We start from the raw sequence: 24,535 nt of genomic DNA, 5'->3' as shown, positions 1-24,535 counted from the left end.
AGCTCCGGCGCGTGCTGCTCCAGCTGTCGCACCCGTGAGGAACCGTCCCGTGCCGCTCCCCGCCCTCCTCGCGTCCTCGGCGCGCGGGCGTCGTCGTGACGCGGGCTCGGCGACCACGGAGTACGTCGGGGCGCTGGCCCTGCTGGTCCTGCTCGTCCTCGCGCTCGTGATGACCATGGGCTCGGCCGGGGCCTCGCTCGCGACCAAGGTCTGCCAGGTCTACGCGACCGCCACGGGGATCGGCGGCGGCAGCGGCGCCTGCGGCGCGACGGCGCCCTCGGGACCGGCGCCCGCGCCCGTCGCTCCGCCCTTCGACCCGAAGCCGGTGAAGTGCAAGGTCGGCGAGCACGGCGAGAAGCTGAGCGTCGAGGTCACCGTGCTGGTCCTCAAGCTCGGGGAGAACGCGGCGCTGGTCCAGACGACCTACTCGAACGGCACGGTCTCCTACACCGCGACGAACGGCGGCCAGGTCGGCGTCGTCGTGTCGGCGCCCGGTGCGGAGGTCAACGCCGGGCCCGGCGAGGTGGGGGAGAAGGTCGACCTCGGGGGCGACCTCAAGGTCGACGCCGGCTCGACGTGGAACTTCGCCAACCAGGCCGAGGCCGACGCGATGCGCTCGCAGCTCGACGCGTACCGCCGGGACCAGACGTTGCAGACGGCCTCGCCGGCGTACCGGCTCTGGGCGGCCCTGCACGGCGGCAAGAAGCCGCCGCGGCCGCCGGACCAGTCGGTCGTCACCCTCGACCTCGGGGGTTACCTCGACGCGAAGGCCGGCGTGAAGCTGCCGTGGCAGAAGAGCGGCTCCACCGTGCCGACGCCCCCGATCCCCGGCGTCGGCGGGAGCGCCGCCGTCCAGCCGCCCCAGGCGGGTCTCAAGTTCGGGGCCAACCAGAAGTGGACGATGATCACGGACTCGACGAAGCAGACGAAGACCTACACGACGACCGGGGAGGGCTACGGCCAGGGCAACCTCACGGTGGGCCCGCTCAAGGGCGAGCTGAAGGGGCTGCTGGGCTCGAGCATGTCGGTGACGCGGGACAAGGACAACCAGGTCACCAACGTCACCCTGGTGACCACCACGGACACCAAGGCCACGCTGAGCGGCAGCAGCGGCACGTCGTCCACCCCCGCCAAGGGCACGGCGACCGCCGGCGGCAACGGGGTGCACGTCACCACCGCGTCGCTCGACGTCAAGGACCCGCAGCAGCGGGCCCTCGTCGACGCCTGGCTGGAGCGCCAGGCCACCGACCCGAACGCGTCGGTGCCCGCGGCGACCGCGTTCCCCGACACCCTCGTCCCCGGCGACGACTTCCAGAACCTCATGTACACCGGCGCCACGGTGAGCGACGTGCACTACGCCAACGTCACCGACAAGGTCGGCTTCGCCGCCAAGGTCAAGGCCGGGGTCTCGATCGGGGTCGACCTCAGCTCGGAGACCAACGACTCCAAGGCGACCAGCGCCTCGTACCTCGGGGCCCCAGGAAGCGGCGCCCCCACCCGGCAGCCGGTCGACTTCCCCGGCTGCACCGGGCAGTAGGAACGGTAGGTTCTCACCGGTGAGCGCACCGCAGGGGCAGGGCTCGAGCCCGTACGTCGTCGGCCCGTCGTCCAGCCCGTCGTCCTCCGAGCCCTCCTGGGGCCGGGTGGTGGCGCGGGTGCTGCTCGTCGTCGTGCCCAGCCAGCTCGTCGGGGTCCTCCTGGCGGGGATCGTCATCCCGTTCCGCGTGCTGTCCGACCACCCGGGGCTCGGCTGGCTGACCTACCTGTTCGTCGCCGTCGTCGCCGGCGTCGCCCTCGGGCTGCTGCTGCACCCCTCGCGGGCGCGGCTTGTCGGCCATGCCGTCGTGTCCTTCGTCGTCAGCGCCGCCGTCCTCGTCCTGCTGATGGTGGTGGGTTCCGCGCGGGCCGGCGGTGGCGGCGACTACCCGCTCGCCCGCGTCGGGCTGGGGGTCCTGGGGACGGCGCTGCTGCAGACGGCCCTGGCCGTGCTGCTGTGGCGCCGCCGTACGGGTCGCGCGACCCGGGCGTGACCGTCCTGCGTCGCCCGCGGGTCGTGCTCCGCGCCCTGGCCGTGCTGAGCCTGCTGGCGTGCGGCGTGGCCTGCTCCGGCACGACGGACCCCGACTACGTGACCGTGACGAACGGCCGGCTCACGGTGGTGCGCCCCGCCGCCTGGCGCACCGACGTGCCGGTCGAGAAGCCGTGGGCGGCCGGCTTCGGGCTGGCCCCGTCCTCGGTCGAGCAGATCCAGGTCTCGGGCGACTTCGGCGACTTCACGACCGCCGCCGAGGCCGCGGGCAGCCTCGTCGGGGTCGGCCAGGTCGGCCTGGCCGACTTCACGGTGGTGCAGACCCGCGACCTCGAGGTGAAGAACGCCACCAGCGCCCAGGCCGTGCGCTACACGATCACCGACAACCAGGGCTCCCAGGTCAGCGGCGAGTGGATCGTCGCAGTCCGCTGGCCGGAGCAGCAGTCGGTCGCCGTCTCGCTGCTGACCCCGCGCTTCGACCCCGACCTCGAGCGCCACGTGATCGACTCCCTGCGCTTCGCCCGCTGACCCCGATTTGGGCCCGCGGTTGGGCCTGCGGGCCCAGGCGGGGCGGCCCCCGCGCCCCTTAGGTTCGCTGCAGAGCCCGGAGTGACCCCGGCCCTGCCCCGCCCACCACGCCGAGGAGCCCGCGTGCCCCAGCCCGACCGCCGGCCGCGCCGGCTCGGCGCCCGCCCCGGCGAGGCCGGTTCGGCGACGCTGGAGTACATCGCGGCCCTGGCGCTGCTCGGGCTGCTGGTCGGTGCGCTGACGCTGCCGATGCTGTCGGCCGGCACCTCGCTCAAGACCAAGGTCTGCGAGATCTACGCGACCGTCGCGGCGGCCGGCTCGGGGGCGGGCGCGGCGTCCTGCGGCACGACCGGCCCGACGGGCCCGACCGATCCCGGCCAGCCGACCCAGCCGCCCTTCGACCCGAAGCCCGCGAAGTGCAAGGTGGGCGAGCACGGCGAGAAGGTCAACTCCGAGATCAAGATCGCCTTCGTCAAGCTCGGCGAGAACGCCGGGTTCGTCGAGACGACCTACTCCGACGGCACCGTCACCTACACCGCCACCGACGGCGCCTCGATCGGCCTCACGGGCGGGTTCGGCGGCAAGCTGGACATCGGCAAGGTCGAGCGCGGCGCGAAGGTCGACTTCGGCGGCGACTTCAAGGTCGACTACGGCTCGACCTGGGTGTTCAAGAACGCCGACGAGGCCGCGAAGATGCGCAAGCAGCTCGACGACTACCTGGCCGAGCAGGAGATCATCAAGCACGACCCGATGTACGCGATCAAGTTCCTGTGGAGCGATCCCAAGGAGCCGCCGAAGCCGCCGCAGCAGACGGTGAGCACGATCGAGGTCGCCGGCAGCGTCGAGGGCAAGGTGGGCCTCAGCCTGCCCTGGAAGCAGGACCCCGGCTCCACGTCCGGCGTCCCGAACCTCGCCCTGGCCGACTTCGGCCTCAAGTTCGGCGGCAGCGAGAAGTGGACGCAGATCACCGACAACGTGGCGGGCACGAAGACGTACACGACCACCGGCGAGGGCTACGGCCAGGTCAACGGGACCGTCGGCCCGTACGCCGGAGAGCTCAAGGGCGTGCTCGGCTCGAGCATGTCGGTGACGCGCGACAAGGACAACCAGGTCACGAAGATCACGCTGACGACCACCCGCGAGGGCAAGGCGACGAGCACGGTGAACTTCGGGCAGAAGGACCTCGGCGGCAAGGGCTCGGACGCGGACAGCGCCAGCCACGTGACGGTCTCCACCGCCTCGCTCGACGTGTCGACGCCGGAGCAGCGCGCGCTGGCCGACGCCTGGCTGGCCGAGCAGGCGAGCGACCCGGACGCGTACGTCTCGCCCGAGACCTTCTACCCCGACAAGCTCGTCGACTCCGACCCCTTCCAGAACCTCATGTACACGAACGCGACCGTGAGCAACGTCCAGTACGACAACGTCTCTGACAAGCAGGGCTTCGCGGCCGAGGTCAAGGTGGGGATCGCGCTCGGCGTCGACTTCAGCCTCGAGACCAGCGACTCCAAGGCCGTCGACGCGACCTACCTGGGGGCGCCCGCCGAGGGCGGCACGACCCGGGCGCCGGTCGACTTCCCCGAGTGCCTGGCGAAGTGAGCCCGGCGTGAGCAGGGCCGAGCGGGTCTTCGGCCCGGGTCCCCACACGCTCACCTGCGACGGTCGGGCCGTGGCCCCGGTCGCGGTGGCGGAGACCAGCGCAACGCGGGGCAAGGGCCTGTCCGGGACCGACCGCGTCGAGGGGGCGCTCTGGATCACCCGCTGCCCCTCGGTGCACATGGTCGGCATGCGCTACCCGATCGACGTCGCGGTCGTCGACCGCGACGGCGTCGTGCTGCTGGTGAAGACGATCAAGCCGTGGACGGGCGGGACCTGGTTCCGCCGGCACGCGTCGGCGACGGTCGAGGCTCCGGCCGGAGCGATGGCGAGCTGGGGCGTGGTGCCGGGCAGCCGGCTCGCGGTGGACCGGAGCCGCGCCCACGCCTCGGGCGAGGACCGCTAGGGCTTCAGCCGGTCGGCCAGGGCCTCGCCGAGCGCGGTGCCCGACAGGTAGGCGGCCTCGACCCGCGGACGGTCGGAGAACGCGTCGCCGCACACCCCGACGAGGGCGTCGTCGAGGGCGAACGGCTCCTCGCGGCTGCCGGACGGCTTGCCGAACGTCCAGCGGTGCACGTGGGTCGACTCCGGCTCGGTCTCGATGCCGAGCGCGTCGCGCACCGCGACCGCCATCGGTCCGGCGGCCTCGTCCGGCGCGTCGAGGTGCTCGGCCGCGAACTCCGGGGTCGAGTGCGCCACGAGCACAGGCGCACCGTCACCGCGGCGACGGCCGTCATCGGCGACCCAGCTGATCACCGGGTCGCCCGCGACGAAGGCGCCCTGGACGTCGGGCCACGAGCGCTCGGCCCACCGGGCCGTCAGCGCGAGCACCGGCTCGAACGGGTCGTGCAGCGTCTGGCGCAGGTCCTCGTACGCGGGGTCGAGGAGCCGGACCGCCTGCGGGTCGGGCATCGCGAGCACCACGGCGGAGGCCGGCAGGCCGTCGACCTCCGGACCGGGGCCGACGTGCTCGACGGTGGTGTGGCGGACGTCGAGGCCCTTGGCCAAGTCCTCGACGAGGCTCCGCAGGCCGCCCGGGGCCGCCCAGCGGACCGGACCCGGCTTGGGCTCGAGGTCGCCCTCGTGCGACACGACCAGCGTGTCGGTCCAGGGACGGGCGAGCCCGCGCGTCCGCCAGCCCTCGACGACCTTGCCGAACCCGTCGTCGGACACCGTGAAGTAGGAGGCCCCGGTGTCGACGACCCGCCCGTCGACCCGACGGCTGGCCATCCGGCCACCCAGGCGGTGACCGCGGTCGAGGACGACGACCCGCGCACCGCGGGAGGTCAGGGCACGAGCAGCTGCGATCCCGGAGATGCCGGCACCGACGACGACGACTGGTTCCACCCCGTCATGATCGCTCACGCCGGACCGAACGTTTCCGCCGCCGCCGGTGAGCCCGCGACGAGCCGGAGGACGAGCTCCCGGGCTAGAGCCGCTGGCCGCCCGACAGCTCGATGGCCGCGCCGTCGGCCCAGCGGAGGTCGTCGGACAGGATCGCCGCGACCCCCGCGCCGATCTCGTCGGCCTCGCCCGGCCGGCCGAGCGCGATCATCGCCGACACCGCCGCGTTGTACTGGGCGTTGTCGCGCACCGCGCCGCCGTTGAAGTCGGTGGCGATGGCGCCAGGACGCAGGACGTTCACGCGGATGCGGCGGGCGCCGAGCTCCTGGGCCTGGTAGCGCGTCAGCACCTCGACCGCCCCCTTGGCGGCCGCGTACGCCGAGCTCCCCGGCCCGGCGAAGCGGGTCAGGCCGGACGACACGTTGAGGACCTGGCCGCCGTCGACGAGCAGCGCCAGCAGCTGCTGGGTCAGCAGGTACGGCGTCTTGACGTGGATGGCCAGCAGCCGGTCGAGGTCCTCCTCGGTCGTCTCCACGAACGGCTTGCTGAGGCCGACGCCGGCGTTGTTCACGAGGGCGTCGAAGGTGTCGCGGCCGAACGTCTCCTGCAGGCGGGCACGCAGCGCGTCGGCGAAGGCCGGCGCCGACGACGGGTCGCCGGCGTCGAGCGGCAGGAAGGTGGCCGTCCCGCCTGCGGCGCGGACGGCCTCGACGACCTCGTCGGCGGCGTCGGGCCGGCTCTGGTAGGTCCCGACGACGCCCCAGCCGCGGGCGGCGAGGTGCAGGGCCATGCTGCGGCCGAGGCCCCGGCTGGCCCCGGTGACGACGGCGATCCGGCTGGGCTGCTCGGTGGAGGAGGTGGCGGTGGTGGTGCTCGTGGTGGTCATGCCTCGAGCGTGCGCCGGGCAGCGCGACGGGACCACGCCCGGCGTATCCCCGGACCGGCAGGGCGGGGATCCGCGGCGGCCGACGAGGCAGGCTTGACCCCGTGGACCGTGAGGCGCTGGGCGACTTCCTGAGATCCCGCCGCGAGCGGCTGCGCCCGGAGGACGTCGGCCTGGTGCCGGGGCCGCGCCGGCGTACGCCCGGCCTGCGGCGCGACGAGGTGGCCCTGCTCGCCGCGATGTCGACCGACTACTACGAGCGCATCGAGCAGGCCCGCGGCCCGCAGCCCTCGCCGGCGATGCTCGGCGCCATCGCCCGAGCGCTGCGCCTGACCCGCGACGAGCGCGACCACGTCTACCTGCTCGCCGGCCACCAGCCGCCGCCGGCGCACGTCGCGCTCGGCTACGCCGACCCCGGGCTGATGACGATCCTCGACGCGCTCGCCCCGACCGTCCCGGCCATGGTCACCGACGACCTCGAGGGGGTCGTCGCGCAGAACGCGCTCGGTGTCGCCCTCCTCGGCCGCCTGACCGGGCACGGCGAGCAGAGTTCGAGCTTCCTGTGGCACTGGTTCACCGACGACCGGTACCGCCGGCTCTACGCCGAGAACGACCGCGACGAGCTGAGCCGCGGCTACGTCGCCGACCTGCGCGCGGCCGTCGCCCGGCGCGGTTCCGACGCGGAGTCGCTCGCGCTCGTCGCCGCGCTGAGCGAGGCCAGCGAGGAGTTCCGCGCCGTCTGGGCCCTGCAGGAGGTCCGGACCAAGCGGGTGACGCGCAAGGTCCTCGACCACGAGCAGGTCGGCCGCCTCGAGCTGGAGTGCGACGTCGTCGTCAGCCCGCCGTCGGGGCAGCACCTCGTCCTGTTCCGGCCGCAACCCGGCACCGGCACGGCGGAGCGGCTCGCCCTCCTCGCCGTCCTCGGGACCCAGGAGCTGGCCCCGGCGGAGTGACGCGGCGCGCGACTAGCGTTGGCCAGGTGATCAGCACCCTCACCTACCCCTACGACGACCTCGTCGTCCTCGTCGCCGGAGCCGGCGACGGCATCGGCCGCGCGATCGCGCGGGCCTTCGCCGAGCAGGGCGCCCGCGTCGTCGGGCTCGGGCGGCACCCCGAGACCGTGGCCGACGCGCTGACCGACGTCCCCGACGAGCGCAAGCTCGTGATCCGGGCCGACGTGTCGCAGCGGGCTGACGTCGAGGCGGCGGTGACGCAGACGATCGAGACGTTCGGCCAGCTCGACGTCGTGGTGCCCAACGCCGCGGTGTACGAGAACGGTGGGATCCTCGACCTCACCCAGGAGCAGTGGCGCCAGCTGCAGGCGGTCAACGTCGACGGGCTGTTCCACGTGCTGCAGGTGACGGTGCCGCACCTGAAGCGTTCCCGCGGGAACGTCGTCGCCGTCTCCTCGGTGTCGGCGCTGCGCGGCGACTGGGGCCAGTTCGCGTACAACGCCACCAAGGGCGCCGGCAAGACGATGCTGCAGTCCCTGGCCCTCGACCTCGGCCCGGACGGCGTCCGCGTGAACATGGTCGCCCCGGCCTTCACCGTCACCCGGATCACCGAGGGCGCGCTCGAGAGCCCCGGCTTCGAGGAGGCGTTCGCCAACCGGGTCACCCTCGGCCGTCCCGGTCAGCCGGAGGACGTGGCGCGCGCGGTGCTGTTCCTCGCCAGCGACGACGCGGCGTACATCACCGGCGCTGTCCTGCCCGTCGACGGCGGCACGACCGCGGCGACGGGCCAGTCGCACTAGGTCCTGTCGAGAGGCCCGGTCTAGCTCCGGCGGCGCCGTCGGAGGAGCACCACGGCGCCGGCCACCGCGGCCGCGACGACCAGGCCGAGGCCGATGCCGAGCAGCAGCGTGGTGGTCGTGGAGCCCGAATCGGCGCCGGCAGCGGGAGGAGCGCTCGGCGACGGGGTGGCGGACGAGCTCGGGGGAGAGGCGAACTCGGGCTTCCCCTCGGCGACGCCGTCGATCGCGACGTCGAGGCGTACGGGGACGTCGACGCCCTTGAGCGTGTCGCCCTGCGGCTGCAGCTGCACCGCGACGTAGTAGTCGCCCGCGACCGAGGCGGTGCTCGCGTCGGGGGTCGTCCCGTCCTGGAAGCCCGGGACCGCGATCTCGTCGTTGTTCACCCGGACCTCGGGCCCGGCGACGGTCATGGGCTCGACGGGCTGGTCACCGGTGGTCTTCTGCTGCACGCCCACCGCGCTCAGCCGCGCCGGGGTGTAGATCTTCAGCCGTGCGATCCAGAGGTCGTACTTGTCGAGGGCGACGCGGTTCGACGCCGGCAGCGTCGCGGTCACCCGGACGCGCTGCCCCTCGTCGAGGTGGGTGCGGTAGAGCACCGTCTCGCCGAAGGCGACGGAGTCGGCCCAGGACCCCGGGCCGATCTCGGCGGCGTTCGAGAAGCCCGATCCGCCGATCACGTCGCGCACGGGGGACGTCCGGGCGACCGCGTCGGCCTTGCCGTCGTACCCCGCGACGTCCGGGGGCAGCTGGGCGCGGTTGGTCACCTCGGGCTGCTCGCTGACGAGCAGCTCGACGGGGATGGTGCCGCCGGTGCCGTCGAAGCTGTTCCGGACGACCTCGAGGAGCAGCTGCGGGTCGTCGGCGCAGCCGGGCGGCGGCTCGGGCACCCCCTCCGAGCGCGCGGACCTGGCCACCGCGCTGACGACGACGTCCGCGTTCTCCACGACGGTGTAGAGCGACGGCGAGGAGCACTCCTCGCCCGACGTCGTGGACAGCACCATGTCCAGCTTCTCGGTCCGGACGCCCAGGATCCCGACGTTGCGGACGACGCTGTCGACCGACGCGGTGACGGTCGAGCCCGGCGTGCGGTTGATCGTGTAGTAGTGCGGTGCGGTGCCCGCGTCGTAGCGGTCGAGGTACTGCCCGGGACCGACCTGCGGGGCGCTCGCCGGGTCGGAGGTGCCCCGCACGGGCGTGCCGCTCGCCTCGAAGGGCCGCAGCGCCCGCTGGGTGAGCTTGCGGAGCGAGCGGTCGAGGGAGGTCGTGTCGTCCGCGTCGTAGTAGGCGCCGCGACCGGCCCCGGCGATGCACTGCAGCTGCTTGCGGGCTGTGGCGTCCACCGCGAGGCCGACGGCGTTGAACTGCAGGTCGACGCCGCGGTCGGCGAGCTTCCGGGCGACCGGGCAGGGGTCGCCGGCGCAGTTCTCGCGCCCGTCGGAGATGAGGATCAGCACCCGCTTGCCGCTGTCGCCGAGGTCGTCGACGGCCTGGCCCATCGAGTAGGCGATCGGGGTCTCGCCGTTGGGAGAGAACGAGTCGACGGCACGGTTCATCGTGGCCTCGTCCAGCGGCCCGATCGGCAGCACCAGCTTGCTGTCCTTGCAGGCGGCCGGGTTCTTCGCCTGCGGCTCGGTGACCTCGGACCCGTAGACCCGCAGGCCCACCTGGGTGCCGGGCGGGAGCGAGGCCGCGACCGACTTGAGCGCCTTCTTGGCGGCGGCGAACTTCGTCCCGCCCGACGGCAGCTTGTCGCCCATCGAGCCGGAGGTGTCGAGCAGCAGGAGGATCTTCGGAGCCTCGTCGGCCGCGGCGGGACCGGCGGCGAGCAGGCCGGAGCCGAGGAGGACGAGGCCGACCAGGCCGAGCACGAGCCGCCGCGCACCGCCGGTGATCATCACCGGCGACACCCTAGGGGCAGCGAGGTGCACGGGCGGTCGGTCCGCGCGCTACTCCTCGCCGATGTCCTCGTTCCACAGCGCGGGGTTGGCGGCGATGAAGTCGGTCATCATCGCCACGCAGGTGGGGTCGTCGAGGACGACGACCTCGACTCCGTGCTCGGCGAGCCAGTCGTGGCCGCCGTGGAACGTCTGCGCCTCGCCCACGACGAGGCGGCTGATGCCGAACTGCCGCACCAGGCCGCTGCAGAACCAGCACGGTGACAGCGTGGTGACCATGGTGGAGCCGCGGTAGCTGCGCTGGCGCCCGGCCCGGCGGAACGCGTCGGTCTCGCCGTGCACCGAGGGATCGTCGTCCTGCACGCGCCGGTTGTGGCCGCGGCCGAGCAGCGTCCCCTCGGCGTCGAACAGGGCGGCACCGATCGGGATGCCGCCCTCGGCGAGCCCCGCGCGGGCCTCCTCGAGGGCGACGGCGAGCAGCTGGCGGTCGTCGGGACGCGTCACGCGGCGACCTTACGGCGGCCGAGCGCCCGGAACAGCAGCACGTACGCCACCGCGGCCACGACGAACCCGACGAGGGCGGTGAGGTCGCCGGCGTTCCCGTTGGCCTTGGGCACGGGGCCGGTGTAGAGCTCCTGGTTGGAGAACAGCGGGATGGAGACGACGAGGCCGAGGACCATCGCGACGACGCCGGCCAGGTTGCGGTGCGCCGTGTCCTGGGCGACGACGGCGATCTCCTGGCCGCGCCGCAGCAGCCGGTCGGCGTACACGACCCCGAGCCACGGGGCGATCCAGTACGCGATCACGAGCAGGAACGCCTCGTAGCTGGCGCCGGCGTTGCGCAGGCCGAAGCTGGCGACGACCAGGCCGAGGATCCCGAACACCACGGCGACGACCGCGCGCGCCTGCTTGAGCCCGAGCCTGACGCCGAGGGCCATGAAGGACATGGCGCCGGAGTAGACGTTCAGCACGTTGGCCGCGACGGCGCCGAGGCAGACGGCGAGCAGCGTGAGCTTGCCGAGGAACGAGGGCAGCAGGGCCGTGAACGACGACGGGTTGACCTCGGTCTGCCCGGCGGTGACGACCGCGGCGCCGGCGATCTCGAGCAGGCAGCAGGACAGGAAGCAGCCGAGCCCGGCGAACAGCGCGATCGGGAGCCGCTTCGTCGCCTTGGGCAGGTAGCGCGTGTAGTCGGAGGAGTACGGGTTCCAGCCGGCGGCGTAGCCGAACGCGGCGCCGGCGGTGATGAGGAACCCGCCGAGCGGCGGCGGGCCGTCCATCGCCGGTGCGCCGGGGTTGGCGTGCGACAGGACGATGACCGAGCCGATGACGAAGATGATCGCCAGCACGGGGAAGGCGTAGCGCTCGAAGGCGTGCACGAGGTTGTGGCCGAAGAAGGCGACGACCAGCTGGGCGGCGACGACGATCACGAGGGAGACGAAGGCCGGCAGGCCGGTCAGCGCGTTCAGGGCGAGCGCGCCGCTGATGCTGTTGACCGCGAACCAGCCGATGCCGGCGGTGAGCGCGTTGAGGCCGGCGGGGAGGACGTTGCCGCGGTAGCCGAACGCGGTCCGGCTCAGCACCATCTGCGCCAGGCCCTCGCGCGGGCCCCACGTCGACAGCACGCCGAGCGACACCGAGCCCAGCAGGGTGCCGAGCACGATCGCCCCGACCGCCTGCCAGAACGTCAGCCCGAACGCGAGCACGCTGAGGATGCCGACGGCGATGGTCGCGAACTCGAAGTTCGGCGAGGCCCAGGTCCACAGCAGCTGCACCGGCCGCCCGTGCCGCTCCCCCTCGGGGATCGGCTCGACGCCGCCGGGCTCGACGGCCACGACCTTCGTGCCGTACGCCAGCTGCGCCTGCGTGATGTCCGGGTCGGTGACCGTCATGCTGCGCATTCTCGCCCTATGGACAGCCGTCGGACAGCCACGTCCCGTTACGGGTCGTTTACGGCTGACGCCGGACGGTTCACGCCCCGGCCAGCCGGTCGCACGTCGCCGCGAGGGCGTCGGCGTACGCGTCGTCGCGCAGGTGCTTCGGAACCGTGATCGTGCGGCGCCCGCGCCAGTAGAGGCCCTGGTCGAGGTCGGCCTCCGTGCACAGGTAGGTGAGCGAGTCGGCCGAGGTGTCGACGGTTCCGGGGGCGCCGGCGGAGGCGAGCTTGGTCTTGACCCAGCCCGGGTCGACGACGGCGGAACCGATCGTGGGGAGGCGACGGCTCCAGGCGTTCGCCAGCAGGACGTCGGCGGCCTTGCTGTCGGCGTACGCCCGGCTCGGGTCGGTCTTCGCGCCTGGGTCGGCCGGGTCCGGGTGACCGCTGCCGGCCATGCCGGAGCCGAGGAAGAGCACCCGGCCGGTCAGGTGCTCGGCCAGGCGGGCGGTGAGCAGGTGCGGCGCGAGGACGTTGACGGCGAACGTCGTCTCGAAGCCGTCGACACTGGTGGGTGGCGTGCTGCCCCGCACCCAGACGCCGGCGTTGTTCACGAGTACGTCGAGCGGGCCCTGCTCACGGACCTGCGTCGCCAGCCCCTCGACCTCGGCGAGCGAGGCGAGGTCTCCGGTGACGAGGACGGCGTCGCCCTCCAGCCGGTCGACGACGGCGGCGCCGCGCTCCTCGCTCCGGGCGTGGACGAGGACGCGGTGCCCGGCCGCGAGGAGGCGTTCCGTGGTCGCGAGACCGATGCCGTCGGTCGCGCCGGTGATGCAGATGGTGGCCATGCGCCCATCCTGCGTCAGCGGCCCTGACCCCCGGGTGGGCGCAGGACGCCGGCGGCCTCGGCGAGCGCGGCGTGCACGCGCTCCCGGCCCTCGTACCCCGGCCGGTTGTAGACGCGCTGGCTCGGGTGCGGGGCGAGCAGCACCGTGAACCGTCGCCCGCCCAGCGCCGGGGTCGCCGTGGAGAGGTGGGTGACCGCCGCCTGGGCGCTGCGCCCCAGGGCCACGACGACCTCGAGCCGGGGCAGCAGGGTGAGGAAGGGGACCAGCCAGGTCTGGCCCAGCCGCAGCTCGCCGGCGCTCGGTGCGACGCCGCGCTCCGCCGTCCCGACGAACCACGGCACCGCGTTCCAGACGACGAGGTCGGTGCGGGCGAGCCCGGACGCCTCGACCGCGCGGAGGAGGTTCGCGGCGGTCGCGTCGTCGTTGTCGAGCGAGATGAGCCCGGAGCCGTACGTGCCGGCGACCGACGGCGTCTCGAGCAGCAGCAGGACGCGCGCGCCCGTGCCGCCCGAGTCGGGGTCGACCCGCGGCGCGGGCCGGCGGGTGGTGCGCTCGATCTGCTCAGCGAGGGCGTTCAGGCCGGCGACGTGCGGTTCCTCGAGGCGGGCGAGCCTGGCCGCGAGGAAGGCAGGGTCGGCGTGCGCGCGAGGGCCTGCCGTCACCTCACCGACGCTACGAAACTTCTGTGCGGTTGACCACCTATGAGGTGGTCAACCGCACAGAAGTTCAGCGGAACCCTCAGGCGCCGCCCTTCTCCAGCGTCACGGTGACGGGGGTGAAGCCCTTGCCCTCGACGTCGACGCCCTCGGACTTCAGCTCGGTGAGCGCCTTCTCGACGTAGGTCATGTTCTTGGCGGTCTCGGGCGGGTCGGCGCTGATGATCGTCGCGCCCGTCTCGTTCTTGGTGCCCTTGGCGATGCCGACCGTCCGGCTCCAGGCGACGTCGCTGATCATGCCGATGCCGCCGCTCGTGGACGGCCAGATCAGCTTGTTGACCTCGTTCGTCTGCCACAGCTGGTGGCTCTTGCCGAGCTGGGAGCCGGCGTTCGTGACGACGTCGGCGGCGGCCTGGGCGTTGTCGCGGGCGTACACCCAGCCCTTGATCGACGCCTTGATGAACTTGGTCGTCTGGTCCTGGTAGGCGGTGTCGCTGCTCAGCTTCTCCGAGTTGGCCCAGATCGCGTCCTGCAGCATGTTCGTGCCGACGTCGTTCCAGCTGATCACGTTGAGGTCGGCCGGCGTGTAGAGCTGCCCCGTGTCCGGGTTCTCCGACTCCAGCACCTGCGCGTACTCGTTGTAGGTCATCGCCTGCGCCGCGTCGATGTCGCCGGCGAGGAAGCCGTTCATGTCGAAGGCCTGCTGCACGAGCTTGATGTCGCCGACGGCCACGCCCGCCTTCTGCATGCCGGCGAAGAGCTCCCACTCGTTCCCGTAGCCCCAGCTGCCGACGTTCTTGCCCTTGAGGTCGGCGGGTGAGGTGATGCCCTTGCTCTTGAACGAGATCTGCGTCGTCCCGCTGCGCTCGAAGATCTGGGCGACGTTGGTGATCTTGGCGCCCTTCTCGATCGAGCCGAGCACCTTGGGCACCCACGAGATCGCGTAGTCCACGTCGCCGGCCGACAGCACGTCCTGCGGGACGATGTCGGGCCCGCCCTCGACGATCGACACGTCGAGGCCCTGCTCCTTGTAGTAACCCTGGTCGAGCGCGGCGTAGTAGCCGGCGAACTGCGCCTGCGCGACCCACTGCAGCTGCAGCTTGACCGGGGTGAGCGACGCCTCGCCGCTGCCGGACGCGCTCGCGCCCGGCGCGGCGTCGCCCGAGGAGCCGCAGCCGGCGAGCGTGAGCCCGACGGCGGCCGCCGCGAGCCCGGTTCGGCCGAGCATCGTCCGGCGGGTGATCTTCGGTGAGCCCATCGGCTCCTCCATCCTCGTGGTGGTGTGGGTGCTGCCTGGGTCAGGGCGCTACGTCGTCGCCCCGGGCTGGTGGCGCGTCGCGACCCTCTCGACGAGGAGCGCGACGCAGTAGAAGACGAGGCCGAGCACGATCGCGCCGAGCACGTACGCCCAGGCGAGCGGGTAGTTGCTCGACGACGCGGCGGAGGTGATCGACTTGCCGAGCCCGCCGATGGGACCGCCGAAGTACTCCGCCACGAGCGCGGAGATGACGGCGAGCGAGGACGCGATGCGCAGGCCGGTGAACAGGTACGGCGCCGCCGTCGGCAGGGTGACGGCCCACTGCTGCTGGGCCGGGGTCGCCGCGTACGCGCGCATCAGGTCGCGGTGCACGGCGCGGGTCTGGCGCAGGCCGCGGAGCGTGTTGACGTAGACGGGGATGAGCACGGCGAGGGCGGCGACGAGCACGCGCGCGGTCTCGACGCTGGCGCCGTAGAGCGTGTAGAGCACCGGCGCGAGAGCGACGATGGGCATCACCGACAGGGCGGCGACGACGGGCGCGGCGAGGGAGTCCAGGACCTTGACCACGCTGGCCAGCACCGCCGCGACGACGGCCACGACGGTGCCGATCACGAGGCCGAGCAGCGCGTTCGCCCCCGTGTGCAGGGCGCCGGAGGTGACGGAGCCGAGGTTGTCGCCCAGCTCGGCCAGGATCGCCGAGGGCGCGGGGACGACGTACGGGTCGATGTCGAGGGCGGTGACCAGCAGCTGCCAGAGCCCGACGAGCACGACGCCGAGGGCGATCGGCGCGGCGACGGTCAACGCCGAGCGGCCGGGCGCGAGCACCCGGCTGGGGACCGTGGGCGTGCCGGCCGGCACGCCGTCGACGGGCGCCGGGGCCTCCGCCGTGGCGGTCACCGGTTCTCCACGCCACGAGCGGCGGGCGGCGGAGCGCCGTGCAGGGCCTCGCGGACGGCGGCGACCGCGTCGAAGAACGCCTGGTCCTCGCGCAGCGCGTCGTCGCGGCCGGTGCCGGGCAGCCGGACGTCCACGACGTCGACGATCCGCCCGGGCCGCGGGGACATGACGACCACCCGGTCGGACAGGAACACCGCCTCCGGGATCGAGTGGGTGACGAAGACGACGGCGGCGCCGGTCTCGGCGCTGATGCGGACCAGCTCGTTCTGCATGCGCTCGCGCGTCATCTCGTCCAGCGCGCCGAACGGCTCGTCCATGAGCAGCAGCCGCGGACGTTCGGCGAGCGCGCGGGCGATCGCGACCCGCTGCTGCATGCCGCCGGAGAGCTGGTCGGGGTAGGAGCCGGCGAAGTCGCCCAGCCCGATGAGCTCGACGAGCTCGCGCACCCGCGCCTCGCGGTCGGCCTTGCCCACCTTGTGCAGGGCGAGCGGCAGCTCGATGTTCTTGGCGACGGTCCGCCAGGGGAGCAGCCCCGCCTGCTGGAACGCGATGCCGTAGTCCTGGTCGAGCCGGGCCTGGCGGGCCCTCTTGCCGAACACCTCCAACGTGCCGGACGTCGCCTGGTCGAGGTCGCCGATCAGGCGCAGCAGCGTGCTCTTGCCGCAGCCGCTGGGCCCGATGAGCGAGACGAACTCGCCCGGCGCCACGTCGAGGTCGACCCCGCTCAGCGCCGTCACGCTGCCCTGCTTGCTCGTGAACACCCGGTCGAGCCCGGCGACGTGCACGGCCGGCGTCGGCGCCGATGCGTGGGTAGCAGTGGTGCTCGTGCGGGTCTCGGCCGCGGTCACGCGCCCACCTCTCCTCGTCGGTACGTCTTCAGGCTCAGCCCGAGCAGCGCCACGAACCCGGCCGCCACGAGGCCGACGACGATCGCGCCGAGGATCGGGGCCCACGGCTTGGCCGGGTCGCCGCCGGCGGCCTGGGCGTACTCGATGACGAGCCGCCCGATGCCGCCGCGCAGGCCGATCGACACCTCCGCGACCACCGTGCCGATGACGGCCGCGGCCGCCGCGAGCCGGAGCGCCGGCAGCAGGAACGGCACGCTGGCGGGGAGCCGCAGGCGCAGCAGGGTGGTCCGCCAGCCGACGCCGTACGTCCGCATCAGGTCGAGGTGCGTCGCGTCGGGCGCCTTGAGCCCGCGCAGCATGCCGACGGCGACGGGGAAGAAGGCCAGGTAGGCCGCGATGACCGCGACCGAGTCCTGGCTGTCCCAGGCCCAGCTGCCGATCCGCAGCTGCGAGCCCCAGCGCCGCACGAGCGGGGCGATCGCGATCAGCGGGACGGTCTGGCTCAGCACGACCCAGGGCAGCACCGCGGCCTCGGCCAGGCGGAACCGCTGCATCAGCAGGGCGAGCAGCAGCCCGACGACCACGCCGACGACCCACCCGATCGCGGCGATCTTGAGCGTGAACAGGCACGCCTGCCCGACGACCTCCCACAGCGGGGCGCCGGAGCGGCCGAGGGCGGGTTCGGTGAGGCGCGACGCGATGTCCCACAGGTGCGGCATCGCCCGGTCGCTCGTGCGCGGCAGCACGAGGCGGTCGCCGAGCTTGACCCCGGCGTCCGGGCCGACCGCCTTGTAGACCTCCCACACCACGCCCAGGACCACGAGACCGAGCAGGCCGAGCCCCCAGGAACGGACGCGCGTCACCCGCGGCTCATGATCTCGCCGTGACGGCGTCGCGCAGCGCCGGGATGATCGTCTCGCCGTACGCGCGCAGCGTCTCCTCCTTGTTGTCGTGCTGGAGGTAGACCGAGAACTGGTCGACGCCGAGCGCCTTGAGCTCGTGCAGCTTGGCGATGTGCTCGTCGGGCGTGCCGAGCAGGCAGAAGCGGTCGACGATCTCGTCCGGCACGAAGGCCGTGTGCGTGTTCCCCGCGCGGCCGTGCTCGTTGTAGTCGTAGCCCTCGCGCGCCTTGATGTAGTCGGTCAGGGCGTGCGGCACCGACGAGTCGGCCCCGTACTTCGCGACGATGTCGGCCACGTGGTTGCCGACCATCCCGCCGAACCAGCGGCTCTGGTCGCGCATGTGCGCCACGTCGGTGCCGACGTACGCGGGCGCGGCGACGCAGAAGGTGAGCGTGTCGGGGTCGCGCCCCGCGTTGCTCGCCGCCGTGCGGACGGCCTCGATCATCCAGCGGGCGATGTCGACGTCGGCCAGCTGCAGGATGAAGCCGTCGCCGACCTCGCCGGCCGCCTTGAGCGCGAGCGGGCCGTACGCGGCGATCCACACCTCGAGCTCCGACGTGCTCGCCCACGGGAAGCGGATCGTCGAGCCGTGGTACTCGACCGCGCGGCAGTTCGCGAGCTCGCGGATGACGTGCGTCGCCTCGCGCATGTCGCGCACCGTCGTCGGCTTGCCGTTGGTGACGCGGACCGCCGAGTCGCCGCGGCCGATGCCGCAGACGGTCCGGTTGCCGAACATCTCGTTCAGCGTCGCGAAGACCGACGCGGTCACCGTCCAGTCCCGGGTCGCCGGGTTGGTCACCATCGGGCCGACGACGACGCGGTTCGTCCGGCTGAGGATCTGGCTGTAGATGACGTACGGCTCCTGCCACAGCAGGTGGGAGTCGAACGTCCACACGTACTCGAACCCGTGCGCCTCCGCCAGCTCCGCGAGCTGGACCGTCCGCCACGCGGGTGGATTCGTCTGCAAGACCACGCCGAACTTCATTGCACTCGCTCCGCTCGCGCGCAGGTTCCGCTCCGACCCGCCGGCATCGTCGTCGACTCGCGACGCCGCGCCCATGGCTCGCTCCGCTCGCGGCGCGACGTCACTCGCTCCTCCTCCGCTCGGCAGCGCGCCGCGTGGCGTGGGCTGCTCACAAGCGCCACCACTCGATCACTTGGCCGAGGTTCCACATGCTTGTCCCGTCCTGCAGAGGTGGCTGAGCATGTGCATTTCACGTTGTCGTGAAATGCAAGGCCCCCGTACGCCGCGCCCCTCATACGAGGTACTGCGTCAGGTCGCGCTTGAGGAACTTGCCGTGGGTCTTCGACCCCACGTAGCCGCTCTCGTCGACGAGGACCGAGCCGCGCGACATGACCCAGTCGACGTGGCCGTCGATCTCGTAGCCCTCCCAGGCGGAGTAGTCCATGTTCATGTGGTGGCTCTTGCCGAGCCCGATGGACGTGTGGCCGGCGGGGTCGTAGACGACGAGGTCGGCGTCCGCGCCCGGCTGGACGACGCCCTTGCGCCCGTACAGGCCGAACATGCGCGCCGGGGTCGTCGAGATCAGCTCCACCCACCGCGACAGGGTGATCTCGCCGGTGACGACGCCCTGGTAGAGCAGGTCGACGCGGTGCTCGATCGAGCCGATGCCGTTGGGGATGGCGCGGAAGTCACCCGCGCCCATGTCCTTCTGGCCCTTCATGCAGAAGGGGCAGTGGTCGGTCGACACCGTCTGCAGGTCGTTGGTCCGCAGCGCGCGCCACATCGCGTCCTGGTGGCCGTCGGCCCGCGAGCGCAGCGGCGTCGAGCAGACCCACTTGGCCCCCTCGAGGTCGCCCCACTCCTCGCTCGTGGCCCCGAGCTGGTCCTCCAGGGACAGGTAGAGGTACTGCGGGCAGGTCTCGCCGAACACGTTCTGGCCGCGGTCACGGGCGGCGGCGAGCTGCTCGACCGCCTGCTTGGCGCTGACGTGCACGACGTAGAGCGGGGCCCCGGTGAGGTCGGCCAGCATGATCGCCCGGTGCGTGGCCTCCTCCTCCAGCTGCCAGGCGCGGGCGATGCCGTGGAAGAACGGCGTCGTCTTGCCGGCGTTGTAGAGCTGCTCGGCGAGGACGTCGATCGCCGGGCCGTTCTCGGCGTGCATCATCGTCAGCAGACCGGTCTCGCGCGACTTCTGCATCGCGCGGAGGATCTGGGCGTCGTCGGAGTAGAAGACGCCGGGGTAGGCCATGAAGAGCTTGAAGCTCGTGATGCCCTCGTCGACCAGCGAATCCATCGCCTTGAGTGAGAACTCGTCGACGCCGCCGACGATCTGGTGGAAGCCGTAGTCGACCGCGCACTGCCCGGCCGCCTTCTCGTGCCAGGCGGCGAGCCCGTCCTCGACCCGCTCGCCGTAGCGCTGGATGGCGAAGTCGATGATGCTCGTCGTCCCGCCCCAGGCCGCGGCGCGCGTCCCGGTCTCGAACGTGTCCGACGCCTCGGTCCCGCCGAACGGCATCTGCATGTGCGTGTGCGCGTCGATGCCGCCGGGGATGACGTACCGGCCGGTCGCGTCGACCACCTGGTCGACCGTGGCCTTGAGGTCGGTCCCGAGGAGCCGGGAGCCGGGCGCCAGAACGGCCGCGATCGTCTCGCCGTCGACGAGCACGTCCGCCTGCGCGGTCCCGGTCGCGTTGACGACGGTTCCGCCGGTGACCAGCGTGGTGCTCATGCGGCCACCGCCGCGCAACGCTCCCTGAGCTTGTCGAAGGGCCCGGGACGGGTTGGCGTCGAACTGGTGATCGAGATCGAGGAAAGACGCTGACCTCTTCGATGCCCTTCGACGAGCTCAGGGAGCGTCTTCGGCCCTTCGACGAGCTCAGGGAGCGTCTTCGGCCCTTCGACGAGCTCAGGGAGCGTCTTCGGCCCTTCGACGAGCTCAGGGAGGGTCTGCGGCGACGTCATCACGGCGCTCACGGCTTCGGGATACTCGTGTAGGAGTCCGGGCGGCGGTCGCGGTAGAACTGCCAGGCGTTGCGGACCTCGCGGATCAGGTCGAGGTCGAGGTCGCGGATCACGACCTCCTCCTTCTCGTCGCTGCCCATCGGGCCGACGAGGTTGCCGCGCGGGTCGACGAACTGGCTCGAGCCGTAGAACGTGACCGCCTCGTCGCCGTACTCGTTGTCCTCGCGCCCGACCCGGTTGGGCGCGGCGACGAAGTAGCCGTTCGCGGCCGCTGCCGCGGGCTGCTCGATCTCCCACAGGCGGTTCGACAGGCCGGGCTTGGTGGCGTTCGGGTTGAAGACGATCTGCGCGCCGTTGAGGCCGAGCTCGCGCCAGCCCTCCGGGAAGTGCCGGTCGTAGCAGATGTAGACCCCGACCGGGCCGACCTTGGTCTGGAAGACGGGGTAGCCGAGGTTGCCGGGGCGGAAGTAGAACTTCTCCCAGAACTTCTCGAGGTTCGGGATGTGGTGCTTGCGGTACTTGCCGAGGACCGTCCCGTCGGCGTCGACCACCACGGCGGTGTTGTAGTACACGCCGGGCTGCTCCTCCTCGTAGATCGGGAGGACCATGACGATCCCGAGCTCGCGGGCCAGCGCCGCGAACCGCTGGACGATCGGCCCGTCCGCCGGCTCGGCGTAGTCGTAGTACTTCGCGTCCTCGGTGATGCCGAAGTAGGGCCCGTAGAAGAGCTCCTGGAAGCAGATGATCTGGGCGCCGTCGGCGGCCGCGTCGCGGGCGAACTGCTCGTGCTTGTCCAGCATCGAGTCCTTGTCGCCCGTCCAGGTCGTCTGCGTGATCGCTGCCCGAACGATGGTCACTGCTGATCTCTCCGTCCCGCCGGTGGGTGCCCCTCTCGGGGTGAGGAAGTGAACATGACCGGAGTTCCGGGGCTGTGTCAACGGATGACGCTCAGATGACAGAACAACGTGACCTTGGGCCGTCCTCTACGCTGCCGCGCGTGTCAGTCGCCGTGACCGCGGAGCCGGGGGACGTCGTCCTCCAGGCGCGGGAGGACCGTCCCGTCGTCCGCCACGGCGACCAGGTCCGCCATCCCCGCAACCCGTGGTCGGAGTCCGTCCAGGCGCTGCTCGCCCACCTGGCCGAGTCCGGCTTCGACGCCGCGCCCCGGCCGGGCGGCGTGGTCGGTGAGCACGACGACGTCAGCTACATCGAGGGCATCTCCGGCGACGAGGCCTGCACCCTGGTGCAGAGCGACGAGGCGGTGGCCGAGGTCGCCCAGCTGCTGCGCCGCTACCACGACGTCGTCGAGGCGTGGCAGCCCGAGGTGGAGCCGGTGTGGTTCGACGGCCAGCGCGGTACGGGCGGCATGCCCGGCCAGCTCGTCTGCCACGGCGACCCCGGGCCCTGGAACCTCGTCTGGGACCTCTGCCGCCCGGTCGGGCAGCAGCTCGTGGGGCTCATCGACTGGGAGTACGCGTCGGTCGGCACGCGCCTGACCGACATCGGCTACGCGCTGCACTACCTCGCGCCGCTGCGCGACCGCAGCTACTGGCACGGCGTGCTCGGCATGCCCCGCAAGCCGCGCCGCCGGCACCGGATGGCGGTCTTCGCCGAGGCGTACGGCGTCCGGCTCGACGAGGACCTCGTGGACGCGGTCGTCGCCTCGCAGCAGGCCGGCGTGCAGATGATGATCGACCTCGCCGCCCTCGGCCGGCCCCGCCAGGTCCAGCTCATCGCCGCCGGCGAGCTCGAGCGCGAGCAGCGCGCCGTGGACTGGACGGCCCGGCGCCGCCACAAGTTCAGCCTCGCCGGCACGACGGTTCCGCCGGACGCCTGAGCTCCCCGACGCCCCCTAGGTCGATCCAGCCCGGGCCTGACCTCAGGTGAACCGGTGACTCGACGGTCGGTCCGTCAGGCGGGAACCTTGACCGTGCGGCCGGTGCGGAGGCTCTCGAGGGCGGCGTCGGCGAGGACGAGGGCGGCGCGGCCGTCGGCGAAGGCGGGGGAGGGGGCCGCGCCGTCGTCCATGCGGTCGAGCAGGTGGTCGAGCTCGGCGGCGTACGCGGCGGCGTAGCGGTCGAGGAAGAAGTTCAGGTAGGGCGCGGCCACGTCGGTCACGCCGGCGTCGGAGTAGAGCACGCTCGTCGGGCGCTGGTTGACCACGCTGAGCGTCGCGTCGGAGCCGAACGCCTCGACGCGCTGGTCGTAGCCGTAGGTGGCGCGGCGGCTGTTGGTGATGCTCGCGAGGGCGCCCTCGCGGCCGCGCAGGACGACCACGGCCGAGTCGATGTCGCCCGCCTCGCCGATGGCCGGGTCGACGAGGTTGGCGCCGGTCGCGGTGACCTCGACGACCTCGCCGAGGAAGAAGCGCGCCAGGTCGAAGTCGTGGATCGTCATGTCGCGGAACAGCCCGCCGGACTCGCGGACGTACGACAGCGGCGGCGGCGCGGGGTCGCGGCTGATGATGGTCAGCTGCTCGAGCCGGCCGATCTCGCCCGCGGCGACCCGCTCCTGCACCTGACGGATCGACGGGTCGAAGCGGCGGTTGAAGCCGATCATCACGCCCGCCTCGGCCCCGGCGAGCTCAGCCGCGCAGGCGTCGACGCGCGCGAGGTCGAGGTCGATCGGCTTCTCGCAGAGGACCGCCTTGCCCGCCCGCACCGCCTGCGTCAGCAGCTCGACGTGGGTGGGCGTCGGCGAGGCGATGACGACCGCGTCGATCGAGTCGTCGTCGAGGACCACCCGCGCGTCGGTGGCGGCGACGCCCCCGTGCTGCGCGGCGACCTCGCCGGCCGCCGCCTCGAAGGGGTCGTACGCCACCGCGAGCTCCGCCCGGGGGTTGGCGGCGATCGAGGCCGCGTGCACCCGGCCGATCCGTCCGCAGCCGAGCAGTCCGATCCGTCGCGCCACGAGGCTCCTTCGTCGTCGAGGAGGACGCCGGCCGACGCCCTCGGGCCCTGACGCTAGTGCTCGAACACATGTTCTAATAAGGGCATGTCGCGCCACGGTCCGGACCCGGAACGCCTCTTCTTCGGCCAGCTCGTCGGGACGGCCCGGCGGCTGGCGGCCGACCAGGGTTCCATCGCCGACGCGATCACGGCGATCCGCCGGACCGCGGGCCCGCACGACGACCTGCTCGTGCAGGGGGCGGGGCTCGGCGTCGGCGCCTGGTCGGTCAACCCGGGACTGCCGACCGACATCCTCGCCGCCGGGCTGCTCGTGGGCAGCGTCCCCCGCCTCGACCTCGACGTCCTCCTGCACTGGATCACGGTCGGCCAGCAGCGCGGCCTCAGCGGGGCGCGCTACCGCGCCTGACTCGGCACCTCACGCCAGGACGGGCTCGGGGCGCGGAGGTCAGCGGATGCCGGAGGTCGCGAACCCCTGCACGAACCAGCGCTGGAAGACCAGGAACAGCACGACGAGCGGGCCGACGGTGATCAGCGTCATCGCCATCAGGGCGCCGTAGTCGGTCTGGTACTGGCCCTGCAGGAACTGCAGCCCGATCGGCAGCGTGTAGAGGCTCGGGTCGCGCAGCACGATGAGGGGCCAGAGGAAGTCGTTCCACTGGTACATGAGGCTGAGCAGGGTCAGCACCGCGAGCAGCGGCTTCGACAGCGGCAGCACGATGCTCCAGAAGATCCGCACCGGCCCGGCACCGTCGATCTTCGCGGCCTCGATCAGCTCGTTGGGGATGGCCAGCATGAACTGGCGGGCGAGGAAGATCCCGAAGGTCGCGGCCGCGCCCGGGATGATCACGGCCCAGAAGGTGCCGACCAGGCCCATGGCGTTCACGAGCCGGAACTGCGGCACGAGGATCGCCTGCGTCGGGATCATCATCGTCGACAGGAGCAGCAGGAACAGCGGCGTCTTCAGCGGGAAGCGGAGCTTGGCGAAGCCGTAGCCCGCCATGACGCTGACGACCACGGAGATGATCGTCGTCAGCGCGGTGACGGTGACCGAGTTGGAGAACCAGGCGGTGACCGGCCAGGCCTGGAAGACCCGCGCGAAGTTGGACAGCGTGAAGCTCCCCGGCCAGAGGTCCAGCTGGGAGGAGAACACCGACTGGCCCGACACGGCGGTCACGACCATGACCCACAGGGGGAACGCCATGATCACCGACACGACGACCGACACGACGACGCGGACGACGACCGCGACCCTGGAGCGCGAACGCCGCGACATCGGACCCCGCGCGGTGGTCGAGCGCTCTGTCGGACGCCCGATCGCCCGGGCCTGGCTCGTGGTGACGGCCATCAACGGCTCCTGGTCTGGTCGGTGCCGCTGGTGCTCTGACCGGCGGTC

26 protein-coding genes are annotated in these 24,535 nt (G+C 72.4%); 9 read left to right on the top strand and 17 right to left on the bottom strand.

The features are described 5' to 3' along the window. The first annotated feature begins 49 nt into the window (after positions 1 to 49). The 5 genes from BMY04_RS02155 to BMY04_RS02135 all read left to right on the top strand — a co-directional run bounded on the left by BMY04_RS02155 (position 50) and on the right by BMY04_RS02135 (position 4,556). Positions 50 to 1,537 carry a hypothetical protein gene (locus BMY04_RS02155; protein ID WP_091177460.1) on the top strand — a complete coding sequence of 496 codons (1,488 nt, stop codon included), beginning with the start codon at positions 50 to 52 and terminating at the stop codon, positions 1,535 to 1,537. 19 nt (positions 1,538 to 1,556) lie between these two features. Next, positions 1,557 to 2,030: a hypothetical protein gene (locus BMY04_RS02150; protein ID WP_091177459.1), complete on the top strand. Its 474-nt coding sequence runs from the start codon at positions 1,557 to 1,559 to the stop codon at positions 2,028 to 2,030. Further along, positions 2,027 to 2,557 carry a hypothetical protein gene (locus BMY04_RS02145; protein ID WP_139209707.1) on the top strand — a complete coding sequence of 177 codons (531 nt, stop codon included), beginning with the start codon at positions 2,027 to 2,029 and terminating at the stop codon, positions 2,555 to 2,557. Before BMY04_RS02150 ends, BMY04_RS02145 begins: the two co-directional genes overlap by 4 nt. Before the next feature lie 123 nt (positions 2,558 to 2,680). Continuing rightward, positions 2,681 to 4,153 (top strand): hypothetical protein, encoded by a 1,473-nt coding sequence (locus tag BMY04_RS02140; RefSeq protein ID WP_091177457.1) that lies wholly within the window; start codon positions 2,681 to 2,683, stop codon positions 4,151 to 4,153. A 7-nt stretch (positions 4,154 to 4,160) separates the two neighbouring features. Continuing rightward, positions 4,161 to 4,556 carry a DUF192 domain-containing protein gene (locus BMY04_RS02135; RefSeq protein ID WP_091177456.1) on the top strand — a complete coding sequence of 132 codons (396 nt, stop codon included), beginning with the start codon at positions 4,161 to 4,163 and terminating at the stop codon, positions 4,554 to 4,556. Here BMY04_RS02135 and BMY04_RS02130 read toward each other — a convergent pair. Then, positions 4,553 to 5,497 (bottom strand): NAD(P)/FAD-dependent oxidoreductase, encoded by a 945-nt coding sequence (locus tag BMY04_RS02130; RefSeq protein WP_091177455.1) that lies wholly within the window; start codon positions 5,495 to 5,497, stop codon positions 4,553 to 4,555. The genes BMY04_RS02135 and BMY04_RS02130 overlap by 4 nt on opposite strands. Before the next feature lie 82 nt (positions 5,498 to 5,579). After that, positions 5,580 to 6,380: an SDR family NAD(P)-dependent oxidoreductase gene (locus BMY04_RS02125; protein WP_091177454.1), complete on the bottom strand. Its 801-nt coding sequence runs from the start codon at positions 6,378 to 6,380 to the stop codon at positions 5,580 to 5,582. A 101-nt stretch (positions 6,381 to 6,481) separates the two neighbouring features. Between BMY04_RS02125 and BMY04_RS02120 the strand changes: the two genes are divergently transcribed. Then, complete coding sequence (locus BMY04_RS02120) at positions 6,482 to 7,330, top strand: helix-turn-helix transcriptional regulator (protein ID WP_091177453.1); 849 nt, start codon at positions 6,482 to 6,484, stop codon at positions 7,328 to 7,330. Positions 7,331 to 7,356: 26 nt separating this feature from the next. Further along, positions 7,357 to 8,130: a meso-2,3-butanediol dehydrogenase gene (locus tag BMY04_RS02115; RefSeq protein ID WP_198409886.1), complete on the top strand. Its 774-nt coding sequence runs from the start codon at positions 7,357 to 7,359 to the stop codon at positions 8,128 to 8,130. 20 nt (positions 8,131 to 8,150) lie between these two features. Here BMY04_RS02115 and BMY04_RS02110 read toward each other — a convergent pair whose 3' ends face one another. The 13 genes from BMY04_RS02110 to BMY04_RS02055 all read right to left on the bottom strand — a co-directional run bounded on the left by BMY04_RS02110 (position 8,151) and on the right by BMY04_RS02055 (position 21,090). Beyond that, complete coding sequence (locus BMY04_RS02110; protein WP_232506099.1) at positions 8,151 to 10,025, bottom strand: vWA domain-containing protein; 1,875 nt, start codon at positions 10,023 to 10,025, stop codon at positions 8,151 to 8,153. Between the two features lie 51 nt (positions 10,026 to 10,076). Then, on the bottom strand, positions 10,077 to 10,529 hold the full coding sequence (locus BMY04_RS02105) for a nucleoside deaminase (RefSeq protein ID WP_091177451.1): 453 nt from the start codon (positions 10,527 to 10,529) through the stop codon (positions 10,077 to 10,079). After that, positions 10,526 to 11,917 (bottom strand): purine-cytosine permease family protein, encoded by a 1,392-nt coding sequence (locus BMY04_RS02100; protein WP_091177881.1) that lies wholly within the window; start codon positions 11,915 to 11,917, stop codon positions 10,526 to 10,528. Before BMY04_RS02100 ends, BMY04_RS02105 begins: the two co-directional genes overlap by 4 nt. A gap of 79 nt (positions 11,918 to 11,996) precedes the next feature. Further along, on the bottom strand, positions 11,997 to 12,746 hold the full coding sequence (locus BMY04_RS02095) for an SDR family NAD(P)-dependent oxidoreductase (RefSeq protein ID WP_091177450.1): 750 nt from the start codon (positions 12,744 to 12,746) through the stop codon (positions 11,997 to 11,999). Between the two features lie 14 nt (positions 12,747 to 12,760). After that, the gene (locus BMY04_RS02090; protein ID WP_091177449.1) at positions 12,761 to 13,408 is read right to left on the bottom strand and encodes a uracil-DNA glycosylase; all 648 of its coding nucleotides are present in this window, start codon (positions 13,406 to 13,408) and stop codon (positions 12,761 to 12,763) included. A 76-nt stretch (positions 13,409 to 13,484) separates the two neighbouring features. Further along, the gene (locus tag BMY04_RS02085) at positions 13,485 to 14,660 is read right to left on the bottom strand and encodes an ABC transporter substrate-binding protein (protein WP_232506041.1); all 1,176 of its coding nucleotides are present in this window, start codon (positions 14,658 to 14,660) and stop codon (positions 13,485 to 13,487) included. Between the two features lie 48 nt (positions 14,661 to 14,708). Further along, on the bottom strand, positions 14,709 to 15,557 hold the full coding sequence (locus tag BMY04_RS02080) for an ABC transporter permease (protein WP_091177448.1): 849 nt from the start codon (positions 15,555 to 15,557) through the stop codon (positions 14,709 to 14,711). After that, complete coding sequence (locus BMY04_RS02075; RefSeq protein WP_091177447.1) at positions 15,554 to 16,405, bottom strand: ABC transporter ATP-binding protein; 852 nt, start codon at positions 16,403 to 16,405, stop codon at positions 15,554 to 15,556. The genes BMY04_RS02080 and BMY04_RS02075 overlap by 4 nt, the downstream gene beginning before the upstream one ends. Further along, positions 16,402 to 17,268, bottom strand: coding sequence for an ABC transporter permease (locus BMY04_RS02070; protein WP_091177446.1), 867 nt, complete (start codon positions 17,266 to 17,268; stop codon positions 16,402 to 16,404). Before BMY04_RS02070 ends, BMY04_RS02075 begins: the two co-directional genes overlap by 4 nt. A gap of 7 nt (positions 17,269 to 17,275) precedes the next feature. Then, a complete protein-coding gene (locus tag BMY04_RS02065; protein ID WP_232506040.1) occupies positions 17,276 to 18,280 on the bottom strand; it encodes a TIGR03842 family LLM class F420-dependent oxidoreductase in 1,005 nt (334 codons plus the stop codon). Positions 18,281 to 18,563: 283 nt separating this feature from the next. Further along, positions 18,564 to 20,000 carry a dihydropyrimidinase gene (gene hydA / locus BMY04_RS02060; RefSeq protein WP_091177444.1) on the bottom strand — a complete coding sequence of 479 codons (1,437 nt, stop codon included), beginning with the start codon at positions 19,998 to 20,000 and terminating at the stop codon, positions 18,564 to 18,566. After that, on the bottom strand, positions 19,997 to 20,245 hold the full coding sequence (locus BMY04_RS22225; protein ID WP_139209705.1) for a hypothetical protein: 249 nt from the start codon (positions 20,243 to 20,245) through the stop codon (positions 19,997 to 19,999). Before BMY04_RS22225 ends, hydA begins: the two co-directional genes overlap by 4 nt. After that, positions 20,242 to 21,090, bottom strand: a complete 849-nt coding sequence (locus tag BMY04_RS02055) for a nitrilase-related carbon-nitrogen hydrolase (RefSeq protein ID WP_091177443.1) — start codon at positions 21,088 to 21,090, stop codon at positions 20,242 to 20,244. Before BMY04_RS02055 ends, BMY04_RS22225 begins: the two co-directional genes overlap by 4 nt. A gap of 140 nt (positions 21,091 to 21,230) precedes the next feature. Here BMY04_RS02055 and BMY04_RS02050 point away from each other — a divergent pair, with 140 nt between their 5' ends. Beyond that, positions 21,231 to 22,070, top strand: a complete 840-nt coding sequence (locus BMY04_RS02050; RefSeq protein ID WP_091177442.1) for a phosphotransferase — start codon at positions 21,231 to 21,233, stop codon at positions 22,068 to 22,070. 74 nt (positions 22,071 to 22,144) lie between these two features. Here BMY04_RS02050 and iolG read toward each other — a convergent pair whose 3' ends face one another. Then, positions 22,145 to 23,143 (bottom strand): inositol 2-dehydrogenase, encoded by a 999-nt coding sequence (gene iolG, locus BMY04_RS02045; RefSeq protein ID WP_091177441.1) that lies wholly within the window; start codon positions 23,141 to 23,143, stop codon positions 22,145 to 22,147. A gap of 84 nt (positions 23,144 to 23,227) precedes the next feature. Here iolG and BMY04_RS02040 point away from each other — a divergent pair, with 84 nt between their 5' ends. Beyond that, a complete protein-coding gene (locus BMY04_RS02040) occupies positions 23,228 to 23,548 on the top strand; it encodes a hypothetical protein (protein ID WP_091177440.1) in 321 nt (106 codons plus the stop codon). Positions 23,549 to 23,587: 39 nt separating this feature from the next. Here the strand turns inward: BMY04_RS02040 and BMY04_RS02035 are convergent, their stop codons facing one another. Next, the gene (locus BMY04_RS02035; protein ID WP_198409885.1) at positions 23,588 to 24,487 is read right to left on the bottom strand and encodes a carbohydrate ABC transporter permease; all 900 of its coding nucleotides are present in this window, start codon (positions 24,485 to 24,487) and stop codon (positions 23,588 to 23,590) included. Positions 24,488 to 24,535 lie beyond the last annotated feature (48 nt).

The sequence above is a fragment of the Microlunatus flavus genome, assembly GCF_900110855.1.
Lineage (GTDB): Bacteria > Actinomycetota > Actinomycetes > Propionibacteriales > Propionibacteriaceae > Microlunatus > Microlunatus flavus.
Note: the sequence above shows the minus strand (reverse complement) of the source record. Positions and strands in the feature narration are given on the sequence as shown.

Bases quoted from the DNA above. Each gene is read 5' to 3' on its own strand.
- BMY04_RS02125 (WP_091177454.1), bottom strand. From the start codon at position 6,380: ATGACCACCACGAGCACCACCACCGCCACCTCCTCCACCGAGCAGCCC.
- BMY04_RS02110 (WP_232506099.1), bottom strand. From the start codon at position 10,025: ATGATCACCGGCGGTGCGCGGCGGCTCGTGCTCGGCCTGGTCGGCCTC.
- BMY04_RS02100 (WP_091177881.1), bottom strand. From the start codon at position 11,917: ATGACGGTCACCGACCCGGACATCACGCAGGCGCAGCTGGCGTACGGC.
- BMY04_RS02095 (WP_091177450.1), bottom strand. From the start codon at position 12,746: ATGGCCACCATCTGCATCACCGGCGCGACCGACGGCATCGGTCTCGCG.
- BMY04_RS02085 (WP_232506041.1), bottom strand. From the start codon at position 14,660: ATGGGCTCACCGAAGATCACCCGCCGGACGATGCTCGGCCGAACCGGG.
- hydA (WP_091177444.1), bottom strand. From the start codon at position 20,000: ATGAGCACCACGCTGGTCACCGGCGGAACCGTCGTCAACGCGACCGGG.
- BMY04_RS02040 (WP_091177440.1), top strand. From the start codon at position 23,228: ATGTCGCGCCACGGTCCGGACCCGGAACGCCTCTTCTTCGGCCAGCTC.
- BMY04_RS02035 (WP_198409885.1), bottom strand. From the start codon at position 24,487: ATGGCCGTCACCACGAGCCAGGCCCGGGCGATCGGGCGTCCGACAGAG.